Source organism: Ktedonobacter robiniae, assembly GCF_016587375.1.
GTDB classification, from domain to species: Bacteria; Chloroflexota; Ktedonobacteria; order Ktedonobacterales; family Ktedonobacteraceae; genus Ktedonobacter; species Ktedonobacter robiniae.
The window spans coordinates 1441450-1465013 of sequence record NZ_BNJG01000001.1 but is presented as its reverse complement, the minus strand read 5'-3'; the positions used below and the strand labels follow the sequence as shown (position 1 = coordinate 1465013).

19 protein-coding genes are annotated in these 23564 nt (G+C 56.2%); 15 read left to right on the top strand and 4 right to left on the bottom strand.

Going from position 1 to position 23564, the window contains the following annotated elements; all coding sequences use genetic code 11:
* Positions 1 to 218 precede the first annotated feature (218 nt).
* Positions 219 to 665 (bottom strand): Lrp/AsnC family transcriptional regulator, encoded by a 447-nt coding sequence (locus JMJ04_RS05945; protein ID WP_201369618.1) that lies wholly within the window; start codon positions 663 to 665, stop codon positions 219 to 221.
* Between the two features lie 228 nt (positions 666 to 893).
* Between JMJ04_RS05945 and JMJ04_RS05940 the strand changes: the two genes are divergently transcribed.
* The 5 genes from JMJ04_RS05940 to JMJ04_RS05920 all read left to right on the top strand — a co-directional run bounded on the left by JMJ04_RS05940 (position 894) and on the right by JMJ04_RS05920 (position 6355).
* A complete protein-coding gene (locus JMJ04_RS05940; RefSeq protein WP_201369617.1) occupies positions 894 to 1883 on the top strand; it encodes an LLM class flavin-dependent oxidoreductase in 990 nt (329 codons plus the stop codon).
* 357 nt (positions 1884 to 2240) lie between these two features.
* Positions 2241 to 2852: a TetR/AcrR family transcriptional regulator gene (locus JMJ04_RS05935; RefSeq protein ID WP_201369616.1), complete on the top strand. Its 612-nt coding sequence runs from the start codon at positions 2241 to 2243 to the stop codon at positions 2850 to 2852.
* A 64-nt stretch (positions 2853 to 2916) separates the two neighbouring features.
* Positions 2917 to 3759: an ABC transporter ATP-binding protein gene (locus JMJ04_RS05930; RefSeq protein WP_201369615.1), complete on the top strand. Its 843-nt coding sequence runs from the start codon at positions 2917 to 2919 to the stop codon at positions 3757 to 3759.
* Positions 3756 to 4907, top strand: coding sequence for an ABC transporter permease (locus JMJ04_RS05925; protein ID WP_201369614.1), 1152 nt, complete (start codon positions 3756 to 3758; stop codon positions 4905 to 4907). The genes JMJ04_RS05930 and JMJ04_RS05925 overlap by 4 nt, the downstream gene beginning before the upstream one ends.
* Before the next feature lie 191 nt (positions 4908 to 5098).
* Positions 5099 to 6355, top strand: coding sequence for an FAD-dependent oxidoreductase (locus tag JMJ04_RS05920; RefSeq protein ID WP_201369613.1), 1257 nt, complete (start codon positions 5099 to 5101; stop codon positions 6353 to 6355).
* Positions 6356 to 6493: 138 nt separating this feature from the next.
* On the opposite strand, the gene JMJ04_RS05915 is transcribed toward JMJ04_RS05920, so the two are convergent.
* Both JMJ04_RS05915 and JMJ04_RS05910 read right to left on the bottom strand, forming a co-directional pair.
* The gene (locus tag JMJ04_RS05915) at positions 6494 to 7282 is read right to left on the bottom strand and encodes a Yip1 family protein (RefSeq protein ID WP_201369612.1); all 789 of its coding nucleotides are present in this window, start codon (positions 7280 to 7282) and stop codon (positions 6494 to 6496) included.
* Positions 7283 to 7445: 163 nt separating this feature from the next.
* Positions 7446 to 8468, bottom strand: coding sequence for a Yip1 family protein (locus JMJ04_RS05910; RefSeq protein ID WP_201369611.1), 1023 nt, complete (start codon positions 8466 to 8468; stop codon positions 7446 to 7448).
* A 498-nt stretch (positions 8469 to 8966) separates the two neighbouring features.
* Between JMJ04_RS05910 and JMJ04_RS05905 the strand changes: the two genes are divergently transcribed.
* The 10 genes from JMJ04_RS05905 to JMJ04_RS05860 all read left to right on the top strand — a co-directional run bounded on the left by JMJ04_RS05905 (position 8967) and on the right by JMJ04_RS05860 (position 21587).
* Entirely contained in the window at positions 8967 to 10142 is a 1176-nt protein-coding gene (locus JMJ04_RS05905) for a 2-isopropylmalate synthase (protein WP_201369610.1), read from the top strand.
* 266 nt (positions 10143 to 10408) lie between these two features.
* Positions 10409 to 11818 carry a 3-isopropylmalate dehydratase large subunit gene (gene leuC / locus JMJ04_RS05900; protein ID WP_236037932.1) on the top strand — a complete coding sequence of 470 codons (1410 nt, stop codon included), beginning with the start codon at positions 10409 to 10411 and terminating at the stop codon, positions 11816 to 11818.
* A 17-nt stretch (positions 11819 to 11835) separates the two neighbouring features.
* Positions 11836 to 12462, top strand: coding sequence for a 3-isopropylmalate dehydratase small subunit (leuD, locus tag JMJ04_RS05895; RefSeq protein ID WP_201369609.1), 627 nt, complete (start codon positions 11836 to 11838; stop codon positions 12460 to 12462).
* 157 nt (positions 12463 to 12619) lie between these two features.
* On the top strand, positions 12620 to 13708 hold the full coding sequence (pdhA, locus tag JMJ04_RS05890) for a pyruvate dehydrogenase (acetyl-transferring) E1 component subunit alpha (protein ID WP_201369608.1): 1089 nt from the start codon (positions 12620 to 12622) through the stop codon (positions 13706 to 13708).
* Positions 13709 to 13714: 6 nt separating this feature from the next.
* The gene (locus JMJ04_RS05885; protein ID WP_201369607.1) at positions 13715 to 14692 is read left to right on the top strand and encodes an alpha-ketoacid dehydrogenase subunit beta; all 978 of its coding nucleotides are present in this window, start codon (positions 13715 to 13717) and stop codon (positions 14690 to 14692) included.
* A 184-nt stretch (positions 14693 to 14876) separates the two neighbouring features.
* Positions 14877 to 16169, top strand: a complete 1293-nt coding sequence (locus JMJ04_RS05880) for a dihydrolipoamide acetyltransferase family protein (protein WP_201369606.1) — start codon at positions 14877 to 14879, stop codon at positions 16167 to 16169.
* A gap of 111 nt (positions 16170 to 16280) precedes the next feature.
* A complete protein-coding gene (locus tag JMJ04_RS05875) occupies positions 16281 to 17648 on the top strand; it encodes a dihydrolipoyl dehydrogenase family protein (RefSeq protein ID WP_201369605.1) in 1368 nt (455 codons plus the stop codon).
* Positions 17649 to 17754: 106 nt separating this feature from the next.
* Positions 17755 to 18846 carry a Gfo/Idh/MocA family protein gene (locus JMJ04_RS05870; RefSeq protein ID WP_201369604.1) on the top strand — a complete coding sequence of 364 codons (1092 nt, stop codon included), beginning with the start codon at positions 17755 to 17757 and terminating at the stop codon, positions 18844 to 18846.
* Between the two features lie 149 nt (positions 18847 to 18995).
* The gene (locus JMJ04_RS05865; protein ID WP_201369603.1) at positions 18996 to 19769 is read left to right on the top strand and encodes an SDR family oxidoreductase; all 774 of its coding nucleotides are present in this window, start codon (positions 18996 to 18998) and stop codon (positions 19767 to 19769) included.
* Between the two features lie 285 nt (positions 19770 to 20054).
* Positions 20055 to 21587, top strand: coding sequence for an amino acid permease (locus JMJ04_RS05860; RefSeq protein WP_236037931.1), 1533 nt, complete (start codon positions 20055 to 20057; stop codon positions 21585 to 21587).
* An 84-nt stretch (positions 21588 to 21671) separates the two neighbouring features.
* Here JMJ04_RS05860 and JMJ04_RS05855 read toward each other — a convergent pair whose 3' ends face one another.
* A complete protein-coding gene (locus JMJ04_RS05855; RefSeq protein ID WP_201369602.1) occupies positions 21672 to 23519 on the bottom strand; it encodes a dynamin family protein in 1848 nt (615 codons plus the stop codon).
* Positions 23520 to 23564: the final 45 nt, after the last annotated feature.

Here is a 23564-nt window from a genome sequence, read left to right as displayed (position 1 = left end):
ACGTGGCACTCCATCGTTGGATAGAGTGTCACGCTCTCCTTTCCGATGCCGAGCGTTTTCAGGTTTCGGTACGACTCTCCCGCTTCCGAGAAGAGAGCCATGAGAAAGAGCAAATGAAAGCCAAAGGAGAACCTTCTATTATATGTAGGGGCTGATGAGCCAGGTAGAGCGAAAAAAACGAGTGGCAAGCGACGGAAGAGGTAGGGCAAGCTACTCCCTTATTGTGCTTTGGCACCCACATGTCCTAAGATCACCGATGTGCTGACTTCCCCCAAATCCCCAAAAGTGTTGACTATTTGCCCCAAATGCTCCACAGATCTCACCGCTATGATGAGCAGGTACGAATCCTCCCCCGTAATCTGATAGCCCTCACGTACTTCTGGCGTCCGTTCCGCTAACGCTGCAACTTGCTGGCAATGCTCTTTATCAGCAGCGATGCGCAAGATGGCCTGTATGCCAAGTCCTAGTTTAGTCACATCTACAGCCGCATGATATCCAGTCACCACCCCTGTATCTTCGAGCTTACGCACTCGCTCGGCAACCGCTGATAGCGACAAATGCACCTCGCGACCAATAGCCGCAAAGGACAAACGCGCCTCCTTTTCCAGGAGACGCAAAATCTCTTGGTCAATCTGATCCAACTCACCCCTCGATTCTTTCGGCATCGTTCATTTTTCCCTTTGTTTCTCCGCTCGAACCCTGCAAATACCAGTGATTATATGCCAGATTTTTCCTCACCACAAGCTATACTTGCTTTACTACTTCTCCGAAAACCCTGAGCGCGCTTGTTCCCGAATGGGGGAAGCGCTAGACACGCCAGTGGCGTTGCCGTGTCCCCGAATGGGGAGGGTTCGGAAGAAGATCTTATCACAGCAAACAACGAAAGGCATCCTATGCATATCCCAACCGTATCTCAAACTCATTCAGATTCGACGCCTCGTGCGCTCCGCGAGCGCCTTGGCCTCTTGACCTATCAGACGCCTCCCGCTGAAGCCATAGCAACGATCGTGGCTGCTGAAGCCGCCGGAGTGCGTCAGATTTGGCGCACCCAGGGTACGCCACTCTGGAACTCGCTCACCGTGCTTGCCGCTGCAGCCACCCACGCAACCACCATCCGTCTGGGTACAGCCATCATGCCAATCTACGCGCACCATCCCGTTGCCCTGGCTCAGCAGGCTCTTGTCCTGGCCAGCCTGGCGCCAAACCGTTTGCGTCTGGGCATCGGCCCGGGCAATCGCCAACCCATCGAGTCGAGCTACGGACATAGCCAGTCCAGGCCCCTTGCTCATCTGCGCGAATATCTGACGATTTTACGGGCCGCTCTCTGGACCGGCCACGTTGAGTATCAAGGCTCTTTCTACAACACTCAGGCAACGCTCCCGGAAAGCGCCCAGGTGCCGATCTTTATCTCTGCCTTGCGTGAGAAAGCCTTCGCCCTTGCTGGCGAGCTTGCTGATGGTGCGATTGCCTGGGTCTGCCCACCGCAGTATTTGCTGCACACTGCCCTTCCAGCCATGCGAGCAGGTGCGCAGCTCGCTGGGCGCCCCACGCCTCCCCTGGTCGCTCAAGTCTTCGTTGCCCTTGACTCTGACGCTCAGTCTGTCCGGGACACCTTTCGCGCCCAATTTGATCATGGCCGTTTTTATGGAAGCCAGCCCGAATATGCCACCATGTTCGCCACCGCTGGCTTTCCCGTTTTCTCCGATGGCTCCTGGTCTGATGATCTCATCGACACCCTTGTCATTTCCGGCAATGAGACGACGATTGCCGCCCGCCTCGCTGAATTGCTCTCCTTTGGCCTCGACGAGCTGCTCATCATGCCTCTCCAAAGCTCCAACCCCACTCATCTCCCTCGCCTCACTCACCTTATCGGACGACTGTAAGCTGGGCATTCCACTAAGCTCAATGAGAACGGGAGCTCTCAGGAGAAGCACTACTCAAAGGTTAATGGGTGATACACTGTGGGCATGAAGCCATACTCACAGGATGTACGACAACGAGTGCTGCGTGCCATCGACACGGTCAAGGTTGCCACGACCTTGGCCGTGTCGGTGGCAACAATCAAACGCTATCTCAAACAACGACGAGAAATGGAACATGTCTTGCCAAAATCGATTCCAGTGAATAGTTACGAATTTTTCCACATATTCTGGGCCTACCTCAGGTTTGGCTTGATTTTGATGCTGTATTAGTGTATGCTATTAATTAATCGATTAGTTAATAATTTGGAGCGAAGATGTATGGCCAGGACCCCGAAGGTCGTTGAGGATCGGCGCGAACAGTTGTTGGATGCGGCAATACGCGTCTTTGCGCGCAAGGGCTTTTCACGTGCAACAAATAAGGATATTGCGCATGAGGCTGATGTGACTCCAGGCCTGATTTATCATTACTTTGAGAGTAAGGAGGCCCTGTTGCAGGCGGTACTTGAGGAGCGCTCTCCTCTGAGCCTGCTGCGTTCGCTTCCTGCGCAGGTGATGGAGTTGCCGCCAGCCCAGTTCTTGCCTTCGCTTGTGTTGCGGGTGCTCAAGATTGTTGAAGGTGAGCAATTTGTGCAGATTATTCGCGTCATTTTGCCAGAGTTGATGCATAATCCCAGCATCTTACCCGTGGCTCCCAGTGTGCTTCAGCGAGCCGTAAATATGCTCGCAGCGTACCTTGACCAGCAAATGGAGCAGGGGAAGCTGCGTCGTGTAGAGGATAGTCGCCTGGCTGCACAAACACTGATGGGGAGCGTGATTGGCTTTGTCTTACGACGCCAGATCTTTCTCGATTCACAAGCGCTTGCTTATAGTCAGGAGCAAGTTGCAAACACTATCGCTGATATTTTTCTTCAAGGACTCTTACCAGATTGAGTCTCAAGCTCTTTTTTGCTCTGCTATTAATTGTCTGATCAATCAATAAGAAAGGCGGCTCTTCATGAGTAAGGCTGGGGATGCAGCAATGGAGCAACAGTCACGAGTGGGCGAGCCTGTAATTGTGCTTGAGCATGTAGCAAAGCGCTTTGGTTCGCTCTATGCGCTAAAAGACCTTTCGCTGATGATCAACGCGGGCGAGACATATGGCTTTATTGGCCCCAATGGTTCTGGGAAGACGACGCTTATCCGTTTGCTGGTGGGTTTATCGCGACCCACACGAGGAACTATTTCTATTCTGGGAAAGCGCGTGCCCTCCGTCGAGGTGGCCCCTGCCATCGGATATATGACGCAGGCCAGCGCGCTCTATAATGACCTGACCGCGCGTGAGAATCTGGAGTTTTTCGCGAGTATTTATGGTTTGCGCGGGGAGAAGCGCCGCAGGCGTATCGATGAGGAGCTTGAGCGTGTGGAACTGGCCGAACGCGCTTCAAGCCTGGTGGCTCATTTTAGCGGCGGTATGAAGCAGCGACTCTCACTCGCCTGTGCCCTGGTGCACCGTCCCCAGGTCATTCTGCTGGATGAGCCAACCGTAGGCGTAGATCCTGAACTGCGCCACTCTTTCTGGCAGTATTTTGCGCAGCTCAATCGCGAGGGGGTGACGATTATTATATCGACTCACCATCTCGATGAGGCTAGCCGTTGCACGCGTCTTGGATTGTTACGCTCCGGTGAGCTTCTGGCACAAGGAGCTCCCACCGAACTCCTGGAGCGCTCGGGGAAGAATTCGATGGAAGAGGCCTTTCTCTTCTTTGCGCATCAAAATATGCCCTCTGGTGCTGCAGAGCAGGGACAAGTGTATACAAATACTACGTCTGCCCAGGATGAACAGGAGGTTCAATCATGAGTTTGGCGCGTATCTTCTCTCTCTCTCAGCGCATTATGCGCCAGATTATTCGCGATAGACGCACGCTCGCGTTGATCTTTGTGATTCCCATTGTGCTGATGACGTTGCTCTACCTGGTACTCTCCAACACGACGACGGTGTATACTCTGGCCCTGGTACGCCCTGAAGGGGTGGGTAGTGAGCGCATTAACACCTTGATTGACCAGGCGCTTCCAGGGGGAGATAAGCTCAAGACGCGCTCCATTGCTGCCAATCAGGTCGACAGTATATTGAAGAATGGCGATGCCGATGCCGCGTTAGTCTTTCCCTCCGACTTTATGGACCAGTTCACGCGTGGTCAGAAGCCGAGTGTGCAGGTCGTACTGGAAGGCTCTGATCCTAATGTGGCGAGTGTGATGCGCCAGCAGGCGGAAGGCATCGCACGCCAGGTTGGCATCCTGCTGACGCTCTCGCGCCCTGCTTCTGGTGTGCAGGGGCAATTGCCAGATCTTAAACAGCTTCCATTCACGCTTGCGGAGCCGCGTTACCTGTATGGTAGCTCTGACTATACCTCGACGGATGCGCTGGCTCCAGTCTTTATTGGAATCTTCTCCTTCTTCTTTGTCTTTCTCTTGACCTCGGTATCGTTTTTGCGTGAGCGCTCGCAGGGGACGATCGAGCGCGTCCTGGTCTCGCCCTTGAAGCGCGCGGAGCTGGTAACCGGGTACATATGTGGTTTTACGCTCTTTGCCCTGGTGCAGGCCCTGGTGATTCTCCTCTTTGTCGTCTTTGTCCTGCGGGTGCATTATAGCGGCAACCTGGCGCTGGTCTTTCTTGTCTCGCTCTTATTGACTATTGGCAGCGTCAACCTGGGCATCTTTCTCTCGACCTTCGCCCGTAACGAGTTCCAGGTCGTGCAATTTATCCCTTTGATTCTGGGCGTCCAGATTTTTCTCTCGGGCATTTTCTGGCCCATCAAGCAGTTGCCTGCGCTGCTGCAACCCTTCACCTATCTCCTGCCGCTCACGTATGCCAACGATGCCCTGCGCTCGGTCATGTTGAAGGGGATGGGATTCACGCAGATCTGGCAGCAGCTTGGAGCGCTGCTGGTCTTCGCCTTGCTCATGGTGGGATTAAGCGCACTTACCATGCGTCGCGAGGCGGCTTAGGAGTGTTTGCCCTGTTGTTTCTGGCTGCTCTTTTGTAGTGTGTATCCTGGAGTATAGGCCTTAGTCATGTGTGCATGGCAAATAGATTGAGGTTGTAGGGTCCATGCTGGCATGGACTTGTCTCCCAGTCAAGAAGTCCATGCCAGCATGGACCCTACAATTTATCGATTATGGGGACAGGAGAAGAGTATATGCAGAATCAGACCATTTCTACCGTCCATGAAATTCTTGATAGCGTCGAGACCTCGTGCTGCATTGTCGGTGGTGGACCAGCCGGGGTGATGCTGGCTCTGCTGCTGGCGCGGCAGGACATTCCGGTTATACTCCTGGAGGCGCATGCCGATTTTGATCGCGAGTTTCGCGGCGATACGATTCACCCCTCGGTCATGACGATTCTCGATGAGCTTGGCCTGGCCGAGGATTTTCTCCAGCTACAGCACACTGAGATGCGTGAGATGGTCTTTCAGACCTCACAGGGAGAGGTGCATCTCGCGAATTTTGCTCACCTGGCAAAAACAGCGAAATATCCCTTTGTGGCGCTCTTACCCCAGGTCGACTTCCTCAATTTTATTACACGCGAGGCGAGCCGCTATCCCTGTTTTCAGCTTGTGTTTAATGCCCAGGTGGATAGCTTAATCGAGGAAGATGGTGTGGTCCGTGGAGTGCGTTATCGGGGGAAGGATGGCTGGCACGAGGTGCGCGCCCCCCTCACGATAGGGGCGGATGGTCGCTTCTCGCGTATGCGCAAACTAGCGGGTATGGAGCCTATCAAGGCCTCGCCACCGATGGATATTCTCTGGTTCCGTCTCTCGCGCCAATCGGGGGATAGCAGCGAGACCCTCGCCCGTTTTGGGGTGCGTGCCATCCTGGTGCTCTTAAACCGTTTCGATTACTGGCAAGTTGGCTATGTTATTCCCAAGGGGCAGTATCAGCAGGTGCGCGCGGCGGGCCTTGAGCATTTGCGGGCCGTGGTGGCCGAGACACTGCCCGAGCTTGCTGAACGCGCCCAGGAGCTACGCGATTGGAAGCAAGTTTCTGTTCTCTCGGTCGAGGCGAGCCGCCTCCCCCAATGGTATCGCCCAGGCCTGCTCTTGATTGGCGATGCCGCGCATGTCATGTCCCCAGTAGGCGGCGTGGGCATTAACTATGCGATCCAGGATGCGGTCGCGACCGCCAATATCCTGGCGCCTGATCTGCAATGTGGACAGCTACCGCTCAAGCATCTCGCCGCCGTACAGAGGAGACGTGAAATTCCTACCAGGTTTATTCAGCTTGTACAAACCTTTTTACAGAACCGAGTCTTCGCGCTAGCGCTGGCACAAGATCAAGATCACCCCTTTACGCTTCCCCTGCCCCTGCGTCTAATGGGCAGGTTTCCCGTCCTGAGCGGCCTGCTCCCCCGCCTGATGGGCCTGGGCCTCTGGCCCGTGCATGTTAACCAAAAGTAGGCACGTGAAGTGCGCGTCTATATATGATAGGGCAAGATGCCTGCCTGGTACCCTCATATGTAGACGCGTACTTTAGTAGCGTCGTCCCCCCTACGCCACGTTCATAGCGCATGCCGTCGCTTCTGTCTGTCTATCCCCCTACGCCAGGCTGCTGAGTGCTCCCAGGGCGCCCAGGGCACATGCCGCGAAGAGGAGGAGGATAAATGAAGGGGCCAGAATAGCGCCTATTGCCCTCCCTGTGTTGAGACGGTGTACGGCCTTCAGCGCGAAAAAGCCCAGCACGAGCTGATAGCAGGCGAAGATGGCCGCGATGATGAGAAACGGTACTGTATCAAGGAAAGAGAGTACGAGGCCTAATAGGCCGCTGATGATACCAAGGGGGACCCAGAAGAGCAGAAAGGCATGGCTTTGTTGCACAAAGTGACCCTGGCCCCCAAACATTCTGGCACAGATCAAGACGACGCTCTGCCAGATGAAAAAAGCTAAAGGAATAAAGGCGATAATAGCAAGGGAGGCCGCGACCTCAAGCACATGTTGCGCGGTCGAGGGGAGTGAGATGGTGCCGGTCCCCTGGGCGTTGAGGCTTGGCAGCCCGCCCGAGAGGAGCAGATTAATATAGTAGATAATACCGGTAACAATAGCATAAATGAGCAATTGGACCCAGACGAGGTCCCACTGACCCCGTGTTGCCTCCTGCGCAAGGGTCTGTGTGCCTGGACGCGTTAAGACGCGCCAGTACACCTTGGGGAGGCGTAAGAGGTCATCTTTCAGTGAGCCTGGCTCCTCTAGCATCTGGGAGCCATCGCCCTGCGGTCCATAGTTGTAGCCGCCCTGGGGACCACCAGACTGTGGATAGGGATTATACTGCGGGGGGCGCTGGCCTGGGCCTCCATAGCTGGGATAATCCGTCCTGGGATCTTGTGACATAACAGAAACTCCTCGCACGAAAATGTATCCATCCTATTGTACTCACTCTCACCTCCCTTTGCCAGTAGTGAGAGGCACATTCGAGAGAGGATGAAGTGGCAGCGTGCCTGCACCCGCTGCCACTTCATCCTCTCTCGGTGTTACTGGTTGCTATCGTATCTGGTTAGGGCGCACTATGTAAATGCATGAAAAATGCTATGAAGCCGATGATTACAAAGAAAAAGATGATGATCATGAGAAAGCTCAAGAGGAATGCCAGGCCCAGGGGGATGAAGACGACTGCCAGCGCGCGCCCAATGCTCAGCCTATGCACAGCCTGGGTCGCAAAGATGCGCAGAACATAGAAGTAGACACCTATGAACATGCTCAGGATTAGTTGTAGTATTCCGCCAAGGAAAGGCACCAATGAAAGAATAGAGAGGCCTACAGTGGTGGGGATGATGTAGAGCATGTCTGCATACACTTGCTGTAGATAGCTGCCTCTCCCCTTGAAGAGTTTGGCGATCAAGAAGTAGATGCCCTCACCGAAGAGATACGAGAGGGGGAAAAGGATGATACCAAAGAGTCCTTCTATCAGGAGTATGGCGCGCGTAAAATCAGCAGAGTTGAATACATTTGTGCTTGAATAGGTGCTCTGGCTCAGATTCTGATTGAGAGTGTTACTAATGTTTGTGGAAGTGCCAGGAATATAGGGTTCAAGAATGAGAGTGGCGCTCTGAACGATGGCATAGATAAGCAATAGAATCAATATCACGCTCCAACTGGCCTTCCCTTTTTCCTCAGCAAAGGAGCGTATGGATGGCTTGCTCACAACCTTCCACCATTGGCGAGGCAGTTGGCGCAATCCCTCTTTGAGCGTAAGTGGCGTGGGTGGTGGTTCCGGATAGTATCTAGCATCTGCTCTCTGAGGAGGATAAGGATACACGGGCTGAGGATAAGCGCCCAAATAAGGATGCGGAGGTATCGGCTGAGGATAGCCTTGCTGATAAGGAAATATAGGTTGAGGATAGCCACCCTGAGGAGGATACGGAGGTATCGGCTGCGTGTAAGCGCTTGGCTGGGTATAAGCTGGCTGTTCTGGTGCTCCATTTATATTCTGCCCGCCAAATTCTCTATATTCTGACTCCCTGGGCGAGGATTCCTGGGGATGATCTGGTGTCTTCCCCTCTTCTGGCTCATGCGACATATGAATTGATTCTCCTTGCCAAAAAGCGCTACGTGCCTTTAGATCGATATACTTGTATGCTAGTTGATAATACGTACATCGAGGTGTAATGTCAAAGGGCGAAATAGGTAACACTTTGCGGCCTGAGGCTTCTGCTTGCAGTTTAATGATTTTCTTGCGTATAATGGCGGGAGAAAAGTTTCAATACGTTTCTCAGTGTTGTTGTGGTGTGGCGAAACGATGGGGTTTCTAGCCACGGCTGCCACGTGTTCTGCATTCTGGTGTCAAGGTCGATAACTATCAATGCATTGCACCTGCTGGCAATCCCCGCATTCCGCCTCATGCTTAGCGTCTATGTCACAATGAAAGTAGGAGTCAAGAGACCGGTTTTGTGAGAATGATGGACAGCGTCTAGAGGTGCCTCTCACCTGCTGTCCTACCGCATATTTATCTACAAGCTTGTTATGCGTACCGCTCTGGTTTGATGGTTCGTCTCTCAGCACAAAGGAGTGACTTGGTATGGCTATAGAACCACGCGTTATCAAGTTTTACGAAACAACACTTCGCGATGGTGAACAAACACCAGGCGTCAATTACTTTCCTGAAGAGAAGCTTGCAATTGCGCAAGCTCTGGCCGACATGGGCTTTGATACCCTTGATTGTGGTTTCCCTGTCTCTTCCCCCGGTGAATTTGAGGCGGTCCGCATGATTGCCTCTAAGGTCGAGAACGCGGATGTCTGTGCCATTGCGCGCGCGCAGATATCCGATATCGATACTGCCTGGAATGCGGTCAAGATTGCCGCGCGCCCCGCGATCCAACCCTTTATTGGCGTCTCTCCCCTGCATCGCGAGATCAAAATGGGCAAGACGCGGGCCGAGGTCCTGGAGATGGCGCGTGTCGCCGTGGCCCATGCCCGCCAGTATACCGAAAATGTAGATTTCGCCCTCGAAGATACAACACGTACCGAATACGACTTTATCCTTGAGGTCTGTGAGGTTATCATCAAAGAGGGTGTGCGCTTTGTGACCCTTTGCGATACGGTGGGCATTGCCCTGCCCTGGGAGTTTGGCAAGCTCGTCGCCGATGTTAAGCGCGAATTCCCCCAGTGCCGTATCTCTGCTCATTGTCATGATGACTTAGGGCTGGCCGTTGCCAACGCGCTGGAGGGCCTGCGTAACGGTGCTGAGCGCGTTGATACAAGCTTCAATGGCCTGGGTGAGCGGGCTGGTAATGCCGCGACCGAAGAGGTGATCATGGCGGTGCGCACGCGTTCCGCCGCACTGGGCCTGGATGTGCATGTGGATACGACGAAGATTACCTCGACTAGCCGCCTGATCGCGCACTATTCTGGCATGGAGCCTCAATGGACGAAGAGCATTGTGGGCAAGAACGCCTTCGCTCATGGCGGTGGTATTCACCAGGACGGTGTGCTAAAAGATGCGCGCACCTATGAGATTATGACGCCCGAGTCTATTGGCCTCTCCGCCGCTGATCGCCGCATCTTCGTTGGCAAGCTCTCAGGCAGAGCCGCGCTTGCTGCACAGATGCATGATCTTGGCTATGACCTGGAGAGAGAGCAGCTGGATCAGGCCTTCCAGATGGCGAAGCTCTTGCTGGGTAAAAAGAAGACGCTCGAAGAACTGGATATGCGTTATATTGCCGAAACAGCTCAAGGACGAACCAATATCGCCTGAGCGCCTGTCGCTGTATATATGGTAATTGTAGGGGCCATGCAAGCATGGCCTTGTCCCGGCGAGCTTAGCACTCTCCGCACTCTCAGCGCGAGGAGTCTCGGCCAGCTTGGACCCTACAATTTACTTCGCCACCTCTTGCTCTAAACTACTTACTACTTATCCGAAAACCCTGAGCGCAAAGCGCTAGACACGCAAGTGAAGGCTTGTCCCCGAATGGGGATGGGTTTCGGAATAAGATCTTATACGATCACCAATGGAGAGATGTGATGATGCCAAAGACAATGTTCGATAAGATCTGGGATGCCCACGTGGTTCGCGCCGTGTCGGGCGAGTCGACGCTGCTCTATATTGATCGCCACCTCGTCCACGAAGCGACCTCGCCCCAGGCCTTTGCTGGCCTGCGTACAACTGGCCGTACTGTGCGTCGCCCGGATGCCACCGTGGCCGTGCTTGATCATAACGTTCCCACGGTGACTGGACGCCGCATGCTCGATGTCGTCGATAACGAGAGCGCGCTCTGTATCACCACTCTGGAGCAGAACGCGCGCGACTTTGGCCTGACACTCTTTGATATGCAGGACGCGCACCAGGGAATCGTACATATCATTGGCCCCGAATTGGGCTTGACGCTACCTGGAATGACCCTGGTCTGTGGTGATTCGCATACCTCGACGCACGGCGCGCTCGGCGTCTTCGCCATTGGAATTGGCACCAGCGAGGTCGAGCATGTGCTGGCGACGCAGTGTCTCTTGCAGAACAGGCCGAAGACCATGAATATTCGCATTGAGGGCCACCTCTCGCCAGGTGTGACGGCGAAGGATGTGGCGCTCTACGTCATTGGCCAACTAGGGACTGGCGTGGGTACCGGGCATGTAATCGAGTTTAGTGGTTCGACCGTGCGCGCTCTCTCGATGGAGGGACGCATGACGCTATGTAACCTGGCGATTGAGGCCGGTGCGCGCGCGGGTATGGTCGCTCCCGACGAGACCACCTTTGCCTATATCACGGGACGCCCCTATGCTCCCCAGGGTGAGCTCTTTGAGCAGGCGGTTGCGACCTGGAAGCTGTTGCCCTCGGATCCCGGCGCGACGTTTGATGCCGTGTACGAGGTGCATGTGGAGGGCCTGGCCCCCCAGGTCACCTGGGGCACAAATCCAGGCATGGTCGCCGATGTGAGCGGCGTGGTGCCCGATCCAGCCCAGGAGCAAGATCCCGTGAAGCGCCAGGCGATGGAGCGTGCACTGGCGTATATGGATCTTCAGCCCGGTCAGCGGATCGAGGATATCCAGCTCAATACCGTGTTCATCGGTTCCTGTACCAACTCGCGCCTGGAGGACTTGCGCCTGGCTGCGCAGTATATCAAGGGGAGGCACGTCGCTTCCACGGTGCGCGCCATGGTCGTACCAGGATCTATGCAGGTGCGCCGCCAGGCCGAAGAGGAGGGGCTTGCCGATATCTTCCGTGAGGCTGGTTTTGAGTGGCGTGAGGCTGGGTGTAGCATGTGTATCGCCATGAACGGCGACCGCCTCTCCGCTGGTGAGCGCTGTGCCAGCACCTCCAATCGTAACTTTGAGGGTCGCCAGGGACGCGGCGGACGCACGCACCTGGTCAGTCCTGCCATGGCGGCAGCTGCTGCTTGCGCCGGCCACTTTGTCGACATTCGAACCCTGGACTAAGAGGAGAGATACATTCTATGGAACCATTTACCACATTGACGGGTCTGGTTGCCCCCCTGGACCGCACCAATGTCAATACCGATGAGATTACGCCAGCGCGCTTTCTCAAGACCATTCGCCGTAGTGGCTTCGCGTCCGCGCTCTTCGCCAACTGGCGCTACCAGGGCGATGATAAGACACCCAACCCTGAATTTGTGCTCAATCAGCCTCGCTATCAAGGGGCCAGTATCCTGCTGAGTGACGATAATTTCGGCTGTGGCTCTTCGCGTGAGCACGCTCCCTGGGCCATTCTGGAGTATGGTTTTCGTTGCCTGATCGCGCATAGCTTCGCCGATATTTTCTATAACAACTGCTTCAACAATGGCATGTTACCCATCACGCTAGATGAGGCCACGGTGCGCCAGCTTTTTGACGAGGTCGAGGCCCAGGAAGGCTATACCTTGCAGGTTGACCTGGCGGCACAGACCGTGACGAAGCCTGATGGCGGCATCCTGCGCTTTGAGATCGATACCTTTAAGAAACATGCTCTGCTCAATGGCCTCGACAATATTGGCTGGACGCTTTCGCATACCACAGATATCTCGGACTATGAACAGCGTAGGCGCGAGGAGGCCCCCTGGCTCTTCGCCGCGCCCGCCTCTTGATTACTAACACGACGTGCACCTCAACTGTGTAGGGTCCATGCCTTGCATGGACTCTCCTGCCCAATGGTCGATACCCTGGCGCAGGCAAGATCGCTGCGCTTGGAGTCCATGCAAGCATAGACCCTACACACCCTTATTTCACTAGAAGGAGTCGCTCGTGACGACGCAACAGATAGATACTTCCCTGGTCCCCTATCAACTCCTCAATGAGGAGGGCCAGCTTGTTGGACCTATGCCTGACCTGGGACCCTCGCCCTCGGAGACCCTCCTGGGCTTTTACCGTGCGATGAGCCAGGCACGTATCTTCTCAAATAAGATAATCGCGCTCCAACGCCAGGGGCGCGCTACCACATTCGGTTCGCTACTGGGTCAGGAGGCAACGGCTGTGGGCCTGGCTGTGCCGCTCCAGCCCCAGGATTGGCTCGCGACCTCCTACCGCGAGATTGCCTCGCACATCGTCAAAGGTGTGCCGCTCACCACCCTGATTTACTCTTTCCGTGGCTTTACGCCGAGCTATCCCAGGGAGACCCACTGCCTCCCCATCCAGATCGTCATTGGAACGCAGATGCTGCATGCTGTAGGGCTGGCTATGGGCGCGAAGCTGTCGGGCGACCCGGCAGTCGCGGTAGGTGTCTGTGGCGACGGTGCGACCTCTGAAGGCGATTTTAACGAGGCGCTGAACTTCGCGGGCGTCTTTCAGGCACCCGTGGTACTGGTAGTGCAGAACAATGGCTGGGCGATCAGCGTGCCGCGCCATCGTCAGTCTGCCGCGCCCTCCTTTGCCGCGCGTGGTCTCGGCTTCGGCATTCCTTCTCATCTGGTGGATGGCAATGATATCCTTGCTGTCTATGATGTGATGCGGCAGGCCGTTGAGCGAGCGCGCTCGGGGGCTGGCCCTACACTGATTGAGACACTGACCTATCGCATCGGTGCGCATACGACCGCCGATGATCCCACGCGCTATCGTGACGCCCAAGAAGTTGCCTCCTGGCAGGGGAAAGATCCCATCACACGCCTGCGTCGCCTGCTCTTCTCACAAGAGATACTGACCGAGGCCCAGGACCAGGAGATGCAGCGTGAGCTTGAGGATGAGATCAACCAGGCAGCGAGTGAGGCGCTGGCGATGCCGCCCAATGCGCCGGAGGCCTTTTTTGACTGGATGGGTGAGGGGCTTTCACCACGCTTGCAGGCCCAGCGCGAGGATCTTCTCCACTATATGCGCCAGCGCCAGGATGGAAGGGAGTAAGCCACGATGCAGATGACGATGATTGAGGCCTTGAATAGTGCCCTGGCCCTGGAGCTAGAGCGGGATAGGCAGATTGTGTTGTTGGGACAGGATATTGGTGCCAATGGGGGCGTCTTCCGGGTTACCGAGGGCCTACAGCGGCGCTTTGGTGAGCAGCGCGTCTTTGATACACCGCTCGCGGAGTCGGCTATTATCGGTAGCTCGGTTGGTATGGCGGTGTATGGGATGCGCCCGATTGCCGAAATCCAGTTTGCCGGTTTCCTCTATCTCTGTATGAGCCAGCTTGTCACCCAGGCTGCGCGCATACGTTTTCGCTCGGCTGGCGTCTACACCTGCCCCCTGGTAGTGCGCGCCCCCTATGGTGGAGGCGTGCGCACCCCGGAACTGCATTCCGACAGCCTGGAAGGGATTTTTATGCAGACGCCGGGCATCAAAGTCGTGCTCCCATCCAATCCCTATGACGCGAAAGGCCTGTTGGCCTCTGCCGTGGCCGATCCCGATCCAGTGCTCTTTCTGGAGAACATCAAGCTCTACCGCTCATTCCGCCAGGAGACGCCTGAGGAACACTATACCATCCCACTGGGTAAAGCTGGTGTGGTGCAGGAGGGCCAGGATATTAGCCTGATCGCCTATGGCGCGATGGTTCCCGTGGCGCAAGAGGCCGCCAGGCGTGCACAGGCAGAACTAGGTGCTAGCGTCGAGATTATCGATCTCCGTACCATCTGGCCGCTTGATGAAGAAACCATCGTCTCGTCTGTCGAGAAAACGGGGCGCGCCGTAGTGGTACACGAGGCGCCGCGCGCTGGCGGAGTCGGTGCCGAGGTTGTCTCTATCATTAATGATTCATGTCTCTACTCCCTGCTCAAGCCTGTCGAGCGCGTGACTGGCTATGATACACCCTTCCCTGTGCCCGGCCAGGAGGATTACTATCTCCCCACTCCCGCCCGCGTCTTTGATGCCCTCAAACGGGTGCTCGAACCATAAAGCCTGAAAGTGGAGGCGCAGGAGGATTCCCACAAATTCCTCCCCTTAATCTGATAAAAGGGAGGTGCAGGAGGGCCTCCCTCCTGCCGGGGCTCGGGGTGCCCCGAAAAAACACTTTTTATTCCTCCCTGCTCGACGCCGCAGGCGTCGAGCAGGGAAAAGAGAAAATAATCGGAGAGAACCGATGGAAGAATTTCGTTTACCCGACCTGGGAGAGGGGATGGAGGAGGCCGAGGTTGTGCGCTGGCTGGTACAGCCTGGTGAGACAGTCAAGTTAGACCAGCCAATGGTGCAGGTGGAGAGCGACAAGGCCGTGATGGAGATTCCCGCTCCCGTGGCGGGCAAGGTTGCGGAGATCTACGTGCCCGCGGGCGAGGTCGCGAAGGTAGGGGCGCGCCTGGTCTCCTTTGAACCTTCGTCACCTGCATCCTCTGTCGCTACCTCCTCTCAGAGCAAGACCGCTCAGGCCACGCAGCCCGTGCGCGGAACATCCACCGCTGTTCGAGAGCGAGAGGCGCCGCACGATATCTCGCCTCAATCTGGCAGGCTGCGCGTGCTCGCCGCGCCCGCGGTGCGCAAACGCGCCTTTGAGCTGAACATCGACCTGGCACAAGTCCCGGCTTCGGCCTCGCATGGCCGCGTGACGATGCAGGATCTAGAGACCTTTCTTAAGCAGCCACGACAACAGCCGGAGACCAGGTCCGAGGCCGCCCCGCGCCCCGCCACGAATAGTTCCCGCAATGGGACTGTCCATATCGTGTCTGGCAGCGAAGCGGCGGAGGAGCGCCAGCCACTGACGGGCCTGCGCAAACGCATCGCCGAGCGTATGGAGCTCTCCTGGCGCACAATTCCGCATGCGACCGCCTTTGACGAGGTCGATTGTAGCGCGCTGGTGACCCTGCGCTCGACGCTCAAGCCTGCGGCGGAGCAGCGCGGTGCGCGTTTTACCTATATGCCCCTCCTCGTCAAGCTCCTGATCCCTGTGCTGAAAGAGTTTCCTATCTTTAATGCCAGCCTGGATGAGAAGAGTCGCGAGATCGTCTACAAGCGTGTTTATCATATAGGCATCGCGACCGACTCGCCCGAGGGCTTGCTGGTCCCTGTCTTGCGCGATGCCGACCACCTGACGTTACTAGAGATCGCGCAGTGCCTGGAGCACCTGGTCGAGGGAGCGAAGCAGCGCAAACTGTCTCTACCAGAACTCTCTGGCAGCACCTTTACCTTGAATAATGTCGGTGGGTTTGGCGGTAGTAGCGGCACACCTATTATCAACTATCCTGAGGCCGCCATTCTCGCCGTGGGGCGTATTCAGGAGAAGCTGGTGCTGGTGGACGGACAGGTTCAGGCGCGTCCAACCATGCCGCTGGCGCTCTCTTTTGATCACCGCTTGATCGATGGCGCGCAGGCTGGCCGCTTCCTGGGCCGCTTAAAGGCCCTGATTGAGCAGCCACAACAAATCATGCTGGACATGGCATAGGCGCCCCTGCCCCTCATATGTAGGCGCGTGCGCTTGCCCCCGAATGGGGGTTAGCAGCGGGTCCTTTACATATTTGGTGCGTGCTTCTCTAGCTTAGAAAGAGGTCTCTGTATGGTTGTAGGTGATGTAACCACCGCTGTCGACGTCCTGGTGTTGGGCGCGGGTCCCGGCGGCTACGTGGCCGCTATTCGCGCCGCCCAATGTGGTCGTCATGTGACGCTGATAGATCCAGGCGCCGCGGGAGGCACCTGCCTCAATCGCGGCTGTATTCCCCTTAAAGCTCTGCTCTCGGCCAGCGAGCGCTATAGCCAGTCTCAGGTCAGCGAGCTGGCTCCCTTTGGCATACACGTTGAGACAACGACCTTTGACTGGTCTACGATGCAGGGCTGGAAGGAGGGTGTAGTGGCGCGGCTCTCTAACGGCGTGCGCCAGCTCCTCACGGGCAATCGCGTGGAAATGGTGACCGGCACTGGCTGGTTTATCAATGAGCGCGAGGTGCGCGTGGAGGGCGTCCATGGCTCACACCGCTTCAAATTTGACCACTGCATCATCGCGACCGGGGCTGTGCCAGTGACAGTCGCAGGGCTGGAGTATGATGGGCGCGAAATTTTGTCGCCTGAGCAGGCGCTGGCTCTTCCCCAACTACCTGAGCGTCTGGCTATCTCAGGTGATGACTATATCGCGCTCGAACTGGCGACGGTCTTTGCACGCCTGGGAACACATGTGACGCTCTATACTCCAGGGGAGCAGTTGCTTGCCTCCGCCGAGCCTGCGCTGTTGCGCCTGCTCCAGGCGGGACTGCGCAAGCAAGGCATTCAGGTCAAGAGTCGCGTTGACCCAACAACCATTACTGAGCGTCCGCTGGTACTCTCGGCTGGCGTTGCTCCACGTGTGCAGGATCTCCACCTGGAGGCGGCGGGAGTGCGTCTCAATGAATACGGAGGCATCGCTGTAGATTCTATGCTCAAGACCAGCACCGAGCGCATCTATGCCGTGGGCGATTGTACGGGCGCCAGCCCGCTTGCCAGTGTGGCTATGAAGCAGGGGAAGGTCGCCGCCGAGGTGCTCTCTGGCCAGCGAGTGCAGTTCGCGCCCCTGGCCATTCCGCGCGTGGTCCATACCCAGCCTGAATTTGCCTCCGTTGGCTATACGCTTGAAGAGGCGACGCAGGCGGGTTACAAGGTCAAGAGCGCCCGCTTTCCTCTCGCGGCGAATGGACGTGCCTTGACGCTTAACGCCGACAATGGAGCCGCCTTTGTGATCGCCAGCGCCGATGACGAGGTATTGCTTGGCGCAACGCTGGTGGGGACGAGGGCTGGCGATCTCATTGGCCAGGTAGCCCTTGCACTAGAGATGGGAGCAACCCTCACCGATCTCAGCGAAATTCTCTATGCGCATCCCGGCCTGAGCGAGACATTGCTGGAAAGCGCAGAGGGGGCGCTGAGACACGCCATTCATATGCTAAACAAAAACGCCTGACCCTACAATTTGCTCTCGCACCCTCCTGGCTCATATAATAATCGCTTAATAGAAGTTTTTCTATTTTTCATTTGTATACACCAATCAGGAGAGGTGGCTATTTCTAATGGTCGATCTGCAACCAGTAAATAAGGTACGAGTAGGCGTTATTGGTTTAGGTTTTGGTGGTGAGACAATTCTGCGGGCTTATAGCAATCTGCCCCAGGTAGAGGTCGTGGCCCTGGCAGGTCTGGAGGAGGACCGCCTTGAGCTACTCGGCAAGAACTACCAGGTTCCTCATCTCTATCGCTTCTATGAAGAATTGCTTGAACGCGATGATCTCGACGCGGTCAGTATCGGTGTGCCGAATTTTCTGCATGCGCCAATCGCGCTTGCGGCCCTGGAACGGGGGCTACATGTTCTCTGTGAGAAACCCCTGGCGCACACACTCAAGGATGCCGAGGCCATGGTTGAGGCGGCCACAAAGGCCAACCGCGTCTTACAGGTCGTCTTTAATCATCGTGAGCGCGGCGATGTGCATGTCCTCAAGCGCTATATCGATGAAGGGAAACTGGGTAAGATTTATTATGCTAAGGCGTACTGGATGCGCCGCCGAGGTATTCCAGGAGTTGGTTCCTGGTTCGTCAATAAGGAGAAGTCTGGTGGCGGCCCTCTCATCGACCTGGGCGTGCATATGCTGGACATGGCGCTCTATCTGCTCGACGAGCCTGAGATCAAGACGCTTTCTGCGACCACTTATAGCGAACTTGGATCAAAAGGTGTGGGTTTTAATCTGAATGCAGGCAAGCACGAAAAATCGAATAACTATAATGTTGAGGACCTGGCGACGGCATTTATGCGTCTCTCAACCGGGGCTACGCTCACTCTAGAGGCTAGCTGGGCTACGCATAGCAGCTTTGGCGATGACTATGGTATTATTCTTTATGGTACCGAGGGCGGCGCTGAGATCAAGGTCCAGAACTACTCAACCGAAGATACTCTACGCATCTACACCGATGTGGCTGGCGCTCCCGCCACTATCAATCCCAGGGTCTCGCGTGGCGAGTATCACCAGGCCGTGGCGCGCCAGTTTATCGAGAATATCAATAGTGGCAACTGGTCACTGCACAATGGCAGCGAAGGCCTGCGCCGTGCACGCGTCATTGATGCCTGCTATACCTCCGCCCAGCAAGGCCGCGAAGTCGCCCTCGACGCCTGATTGTTTTTGTAAATGGATGTAGTGTTGCCTGGCGACCGAAGGTCGCCAGGCAACACTACATCCATTTACAAATTTACAAAAATTGCGAGCGCCGCAGGCGCGAGGTGTCACGCAACAAGTTGCAAAAGAAAATAAAGGAAAACCACTGCATGCAAAGCGAACCATCTATCTCTCGTACCGCCTTGATCACTGGTGGCTCACGTGGTATTGGAGCCGCTGCTACCCTGGCCCTGGCCGCGCGCGGCTATAATGTGCTCTTCAATTATCGCAATAAGTCCGCGCGTGCCGAAGAGGTCGCGGCAAGCGCTCGTGGGCTTGGAGTGCAGGCCGAGGCGCTTAGCTGTGATATCACACATGCCGAGGACCTGGCCCGGCTCTTTAGCACATTGGGAGAACACTTTGGCTCGCTTGACCTGCTGGTCCTCAATGCTTCTGGCGGCATGGAGCGTGATCTCCTGACCACAAATCCAGATTATCCCATGGTCATCAACCGCGACGCCCAGGTGGCTCTGCTTGAAGGTGCGCTCCCCTATATGACGCGTGGGGGCGCTGTCGTTTTTGTCACTAGCCACTGGGCGCACCTGTATGGTCGCGTAAAACAGATTCCTAACTATGAGTCCGTTGCCGCCTCCAAATATGCTGGTGAGCAGGAGCTACGCGCGCGCCTGGCGGAACTGACTGCTCGTGGAATACGCCTGGTGGTCGTCACAGGTGACCTGATTGAAGGCACGATCACGCCCAAGCTTCTTGAGCGCGCCGCGCCTGGCCTGGCCGATGGCCGCCGCAACTCGATTGGCGCGCTCCCTACCGCTGAAGAGATGGGGGAGATCATCGCCGCCAGTGCAGTGGATGCCTCGCTTCCCACCGGCCATACCGTCGTGATTGGAGGCTCGCTGGAGGACCTGCTGCACCAGTGGGTCTAACTCCTCGCGCCTGTGGCGCTTAGAGGTAGGGGAAACAAGAATGTCGGTTGCAAACGCACGTGTTTGCAACCGACATTCTTGTTTCCCCCTGAAAAGGAAAAGAGGGGCGTGCAGAGGGGCGTCAGCCCCTCTGCACGCCCCTTCCCCCCTCCCGCCGCAGGCGGTATGAATCCCCTTCAAACAAAATTGAACAGAGCATTAGTACTATGTCGTATGAGTATGATGGAATTGGAGGGGACACGTATCTACTCGCATGCAAAATTGGATGGGAGGTTGTTTTCGCGCATGAATATCTTTCGTACCAAGTCTGTGGAGCAGTCCATACGCGACACCGAAGAGCCAGAACATAGTCTGCGTAAGACGCTCGGCCCGATTGACCTCATCGTCTTCGGCATTGGCGTCATCATTGGCACGGGCATCTTTGTCCTGACTGGCACCGCCGCCGCGAATTATGCTGGTCCGGGTATCGCCATATCCTTTATGATCGCGGGCGTGGCCTGTGGCCTGGCCGCTCTCTGTTACGCGGAGTTCGCCAGCTCTGTTCCGGTTGCGGGGAGTGCCTATACCTACTCGTATGCTGCCCTGGGCGAGTTTATTGCCTGGATTATTGGTTGGGACCTGATTCTCGAGTTTCTGGTTGGGGCTTCTACCGTCTCTGTCGGCTGGTCTGAATACTTCACGACCATTCTCAGGAGCCTGGGGATCATGGTTCCCGCTACCTTGACAGGGAAGGCCGCGCTTATTCCCATGTTGCCGGGTCTGCATCTCAATCTCCCCGCGGCTGCAATTGCTCTGATCCTGACCTGTGTGCTGGTGATTGGCGTGCGCACCAGTTCGCGCTTTAACCTGGTCGTGACCATTATCAAACTATGTGTGGTCATCTTCTTTATCGTCTTCGGTATCTTCTTTGTGCATCCCTCCAATTGGATCCCATTCGTCCCACCTGCGCAAAGCATTGCTGGCAAAGGGGGGCTGGCGTCGCCCTTTCTCCAACTGATTCTGGGTTTCCCACCCCAGGCGTATGGCCTGGGTGGCCTGGTGACAGGCGCGGCTATCGTCTTCTTCGCCTATATTGGCTTTGACATCGTGGCAACAACGGCTGAAGAGACGAAGAAGCCTCAGCGTGATATGCCCATCGGTATCCTCGGTTCGCTGGTTGTCTGTACCGTGCTCTATATTGTAGTCTCGCTCATCCTGACGGGCGTCGTCTCTTACAAAACACTCAAGCAGTTGAATACCGCTGCCCCCATGGCGACCGCCTTCGAGGTCATTGGTAAGCCCTGGGCTGCGGGCCTGGTCTCAGTTGGCGCTATATGCGGCTTAACGGCAGTTATTCTTATACTTATGATGGGGCAGAGCCGCGTCTTCTTTGCCATGAGTCGTGACCACCTTCTCCCGCCCTGGTTCGCGCGGGTGCATCCGAGTTTTGGTACCCCCTATCGCATCAGTATTCTGACCGGCGTGATTGTGGCTTTCATCGCGGCCTTTACACCCATCAGCGACCTGGCTGAACTGGTCAATATTGGTACCCTTCTGGCCTTTATCCTGGTCTCCGCTGGTGTCTTGATCCTGCGCAGAACGCAGCCTGATATGAAGCGCTCCTTCCGTACGCCTGGAGTCCCCGTGGTCCCTATCCTCGCTATGCTGGCCTGTCTCGCTCTGATGCTCTATCTGCCATTGATTACCTGGATCCGCTTTGTGATCTGGCTGGTGTTGGGCATCGCCGTCTACTTCCTCTATGGTGTACACCATAGCCGCCTGGCTAGAGTAGCACGCGAGGAGGTTATCAGTGAGAAAGAGACTGTAGGAAGCGATTAGAGAACTCAAGGTAGTGGGAAATGATGTTGTGGCCGCGACTGGCATACGCCAGTCGCGGCCACAACATCATTTCCCACCTATTATTTACAAACCCTGGTAATGCTGGCGTGGCTCGGCTACCGCGTGGTGATAGGCCATATCCTCTTCTTGTTCTACCTGTTCTGGCATCTCCTTAGCGGCGTTGGGTCCCTCTATATCTGTGCGCAGGTCAGCAATGCCCTGGCCTATCTCATTGAGGCGGGCCTGTGACATCTCGACGCGCTTCTGTTCGGTGCGCACAAAGCGCGTGTAGGGAGCGATGGATTCACGAACGCGCTGCATGGAGCCGCGCAGTTCGCGTTGAAACTGTTCCTGCATCACGCCATGCAGGCGCTTGCGCAGGGCCTCGATCTTGAGATCAAAGTCACGCTTGGCCTTCTTGCGCCGTGCCGGGATGATGTAGAGTCCCAGGCTGAGCAGGACCGCGCCCGCCAGGATGCCGCTGACATCCGCCGCCGCTGTGCCGACAAAGGCCACGATGGCCGCGCCCAGGCCGATGCCGCCCGCGCCCGCTATGGCTGCCTGGGTTACGGCATACCGTAGATCTTGCGAGAGCTCTTCTGCCTCTGCCTGACGGTTATAGGTCTGGACGACGCCATGTGCCTGGCGTGCCACGGCTTGTAGCAAGGCGCGGCGGTTATAATCAAATTGGCGGCTGACCGAACCTATCATGTCTTCGTCGCTGCGCACGCTCATTTGTCGCCTGCGCTCAAGGTAATCCATGACGTTCTGCCAGAGTTTATGTTCCTGTTCGACCATCCAGTCGATCAACTCCTGCACCGCGGCATCGATGCGCGTGGCGCTATCGCCGATGACTTCATGCTCAAACTCCTGGCGAATGCGGTCACTCTTGATCAGGTCAAAGATGCGTCCCAGGCGGATGGTGTCATCGAAGAAGTTATTCCCGCGCACATGCATATCCAGGACAATGTTCTCGATTTCGCCCAGGCGATGTGTGAAGTTGCTCTCCATATCTTCTCGGTAGAGTTCGAGTTGTTCCTCAATGGTGTGGACGGTGCGCGCATCCTCCGCGAGGAGCTTGCTGCGCTTCTCTACCGCGCTTTGGGTCTGCCCCAGGATGCGCTGCATGACGCCTAAAGGGCTGAGGAACTTGAGGCGAATGCGCTCATCGGCGTCCAGGGTCTGGAACATATACTCTTCTAGCTTGCCGAAGCGGCTCTCTTCCCATAGAGCAATCGCCTGCTCTCCCGCTGCCTCCTGCGCCTGGCGGGCCTTGAGGGCCGAGACAGGAAAGACCTCTGGCTGAAAGCCCAGTAGATGTTTGCAGTTGTCATGAATGAAGTGCAGCAGCTTGGCCAGGTCTGCCTTGTGGCGCAGGAGGTCGATTTTATTTAAGACAATGATGACCTTCTTCCCCCAGGCGCGAATGCGCTCAAGGAAGAGTTTTTCGCTCTGCGTAAAGGGCCGGTCGACGGAGGTAATAAACATGATCAGGTCGCTACGCGGGATGAAGTCTTCGGTAAGCTGTTCGTGCTCGCGCAGCACGGCATTGACTCCAGGGGTATCGACGATGCTGATATTCTGGAGAAAGTCGGCTGGATAGCTGACCTCCAGGATGCGATTCTCACGTTCATGAACTGTGTGCTGCTCATCATAGCGCAGAATTGCGATCTGGTGTGTCGTTGGAAGCACGCCCTCTTCCATGACCTCCCTGCGCAAGAGTGCATTGATGAGCGCCGATTTTCCGGCGTTGAACTCGCCCACAATGACTAGCAGGAACAGATTCTCCAGCGTTGCCGTGACCTGGCGCAGCGTTTCTGTCTGCACATCGGCTCCAGCGAAGCCGCTCAGGCACTCTTGCAGCTCGCTCGCCAGGCGACGCTCCGCCTGTAATAATTCCTGTTGCCGCTCGTGTAATGCTGCCTTTGCCATCTATCATCCATCCTCTCGCCTACAAGGAGTTGGTTAGCCTATAGC

Bases quoted from the DNA above. Each gene is read 5' to 3' on its own strand.
- JMJ04_RS05870 (WP_201369604.1), top strand. From the start codon at position 17,755: ATGGTCGATCTGCAACCAGTAAATAAGGTACGAGTAGGCGTTATTGGT.
- JMJ04_RS05905 (WP_201369610.1), top strand. From the start codon at position 8,967: ATGGCTATAGAACCACGCGTTATCAAGTTTTACGAAACAACACTTCGC.
- JMJ04_RS05855 (WP_201369602.1), bottom strand. From the start codon at position 23,519: ATGGCAAAGGCAGCATTACACGAGCGGCAACAGGAATTATTACAGGCG.
- JMJ04_RS05925 (WP_201369614.1), top strand. From the start codon at position 3,756: ATGAGTTTGGCGCGTATCTTCTCTCTCTCTCAGCGCATTATGCGCCAG.
- JMJ04_RS05880 (WP_201369606.1), top strand. From the start codon at position 14,877: ATGGAAGAATTTCGTTTACCCGACCTGGGAGAGGGGATGGAGGAGGCC.
- JMJ04_RS05915 (WP_201369612.1), bottom strand. From the start codon at position 7,282: ATGTCACAAGATCCCAGGACGGATTATCCCAGCTATGGAGGCCCAGGC.
- leuD (WP_201369609.1), top strand. From the start codon at position 11,836: ATGGAACCATTTACCACATTGACGGGTCTGGTTGCCCCCCTGGACCGC.
- JMJ04_RS05935 (WP_201369616.1), top strand. From the start codon at position 2,241: ATGGCCAGGACCCCGAAGGTCGTTGAGGATCGGCGCGAACAGTTGTTG.
- JMJ04_RS05930 (WP_201369615.1), top strand. From the start codon at position 2,917: ATGAGTAAGGCTGGGGATGCAGCAATGGAGCAACAGTCACGAGTGGGC.
- JMJ04_RS05940 (WP_201369617.1), top strand. From the start codon at position 894: ATGCATATCCCAACCGTATCTCAAACTCATTCAGATTCGACGCCTCGT.
- JMJ04_RS05865 (WP_201369603.1), top strand. From the start codon at position 18,996: ATGCAAAGCGAACCATCTATCTCTCGTACCGCCTTGATCACTGGTGGC.
- JMJ04_RS05945 (WP_201369618.1), bottom strand. From the start codon at position 665: ATGCCGAAAGAATCGAGGGGTGAGTTGGATCAGATTGACCAAGAGATT.
- JMJ04_RS05875 (WP_201369605.1), top strand. From the start codon at position 16,281: ATGGTTGTAGGTGATGTAACCACCGCTGTCGACGTCCTGGTGTTGGGC.
- JMJ04_RS05910 (WP_201369611.1), bottom strand. From the start codon at position 8,468: ATGTCGCATGAGCCAGAAGAGGGGAAGACACCAGATCATCCCCAGGAA.
- JMJ04_RS05920 (WP_201369613.1), top strand. From the start codon at position 5,099: ATGCAGAATCAGACCATTTCTACCGTCCATGAAATTCTTGATAGCGTC.
- JMJ04_RS05885 (WP_201369607.1), top strand. From the start codon at position 13,715: ATGCAGATGACGATGATTGAGGCCTTGAATAGTGCCCTGGCCCTGGAG.
- leuC (WP_236037932.1), top strand. From the start codon at position 10,409: ATGATGCCAAAGACAATGTTCGATAAGATCTGGGATGCCCACGTGGTT.
- JMJ04_RS05860 (WP_236037931.1), top strand. From the start codon at position 20,055: ATGAATATCTTTCGTACCAAGTCTGTGGAGCAGTCCATACGCGACACC.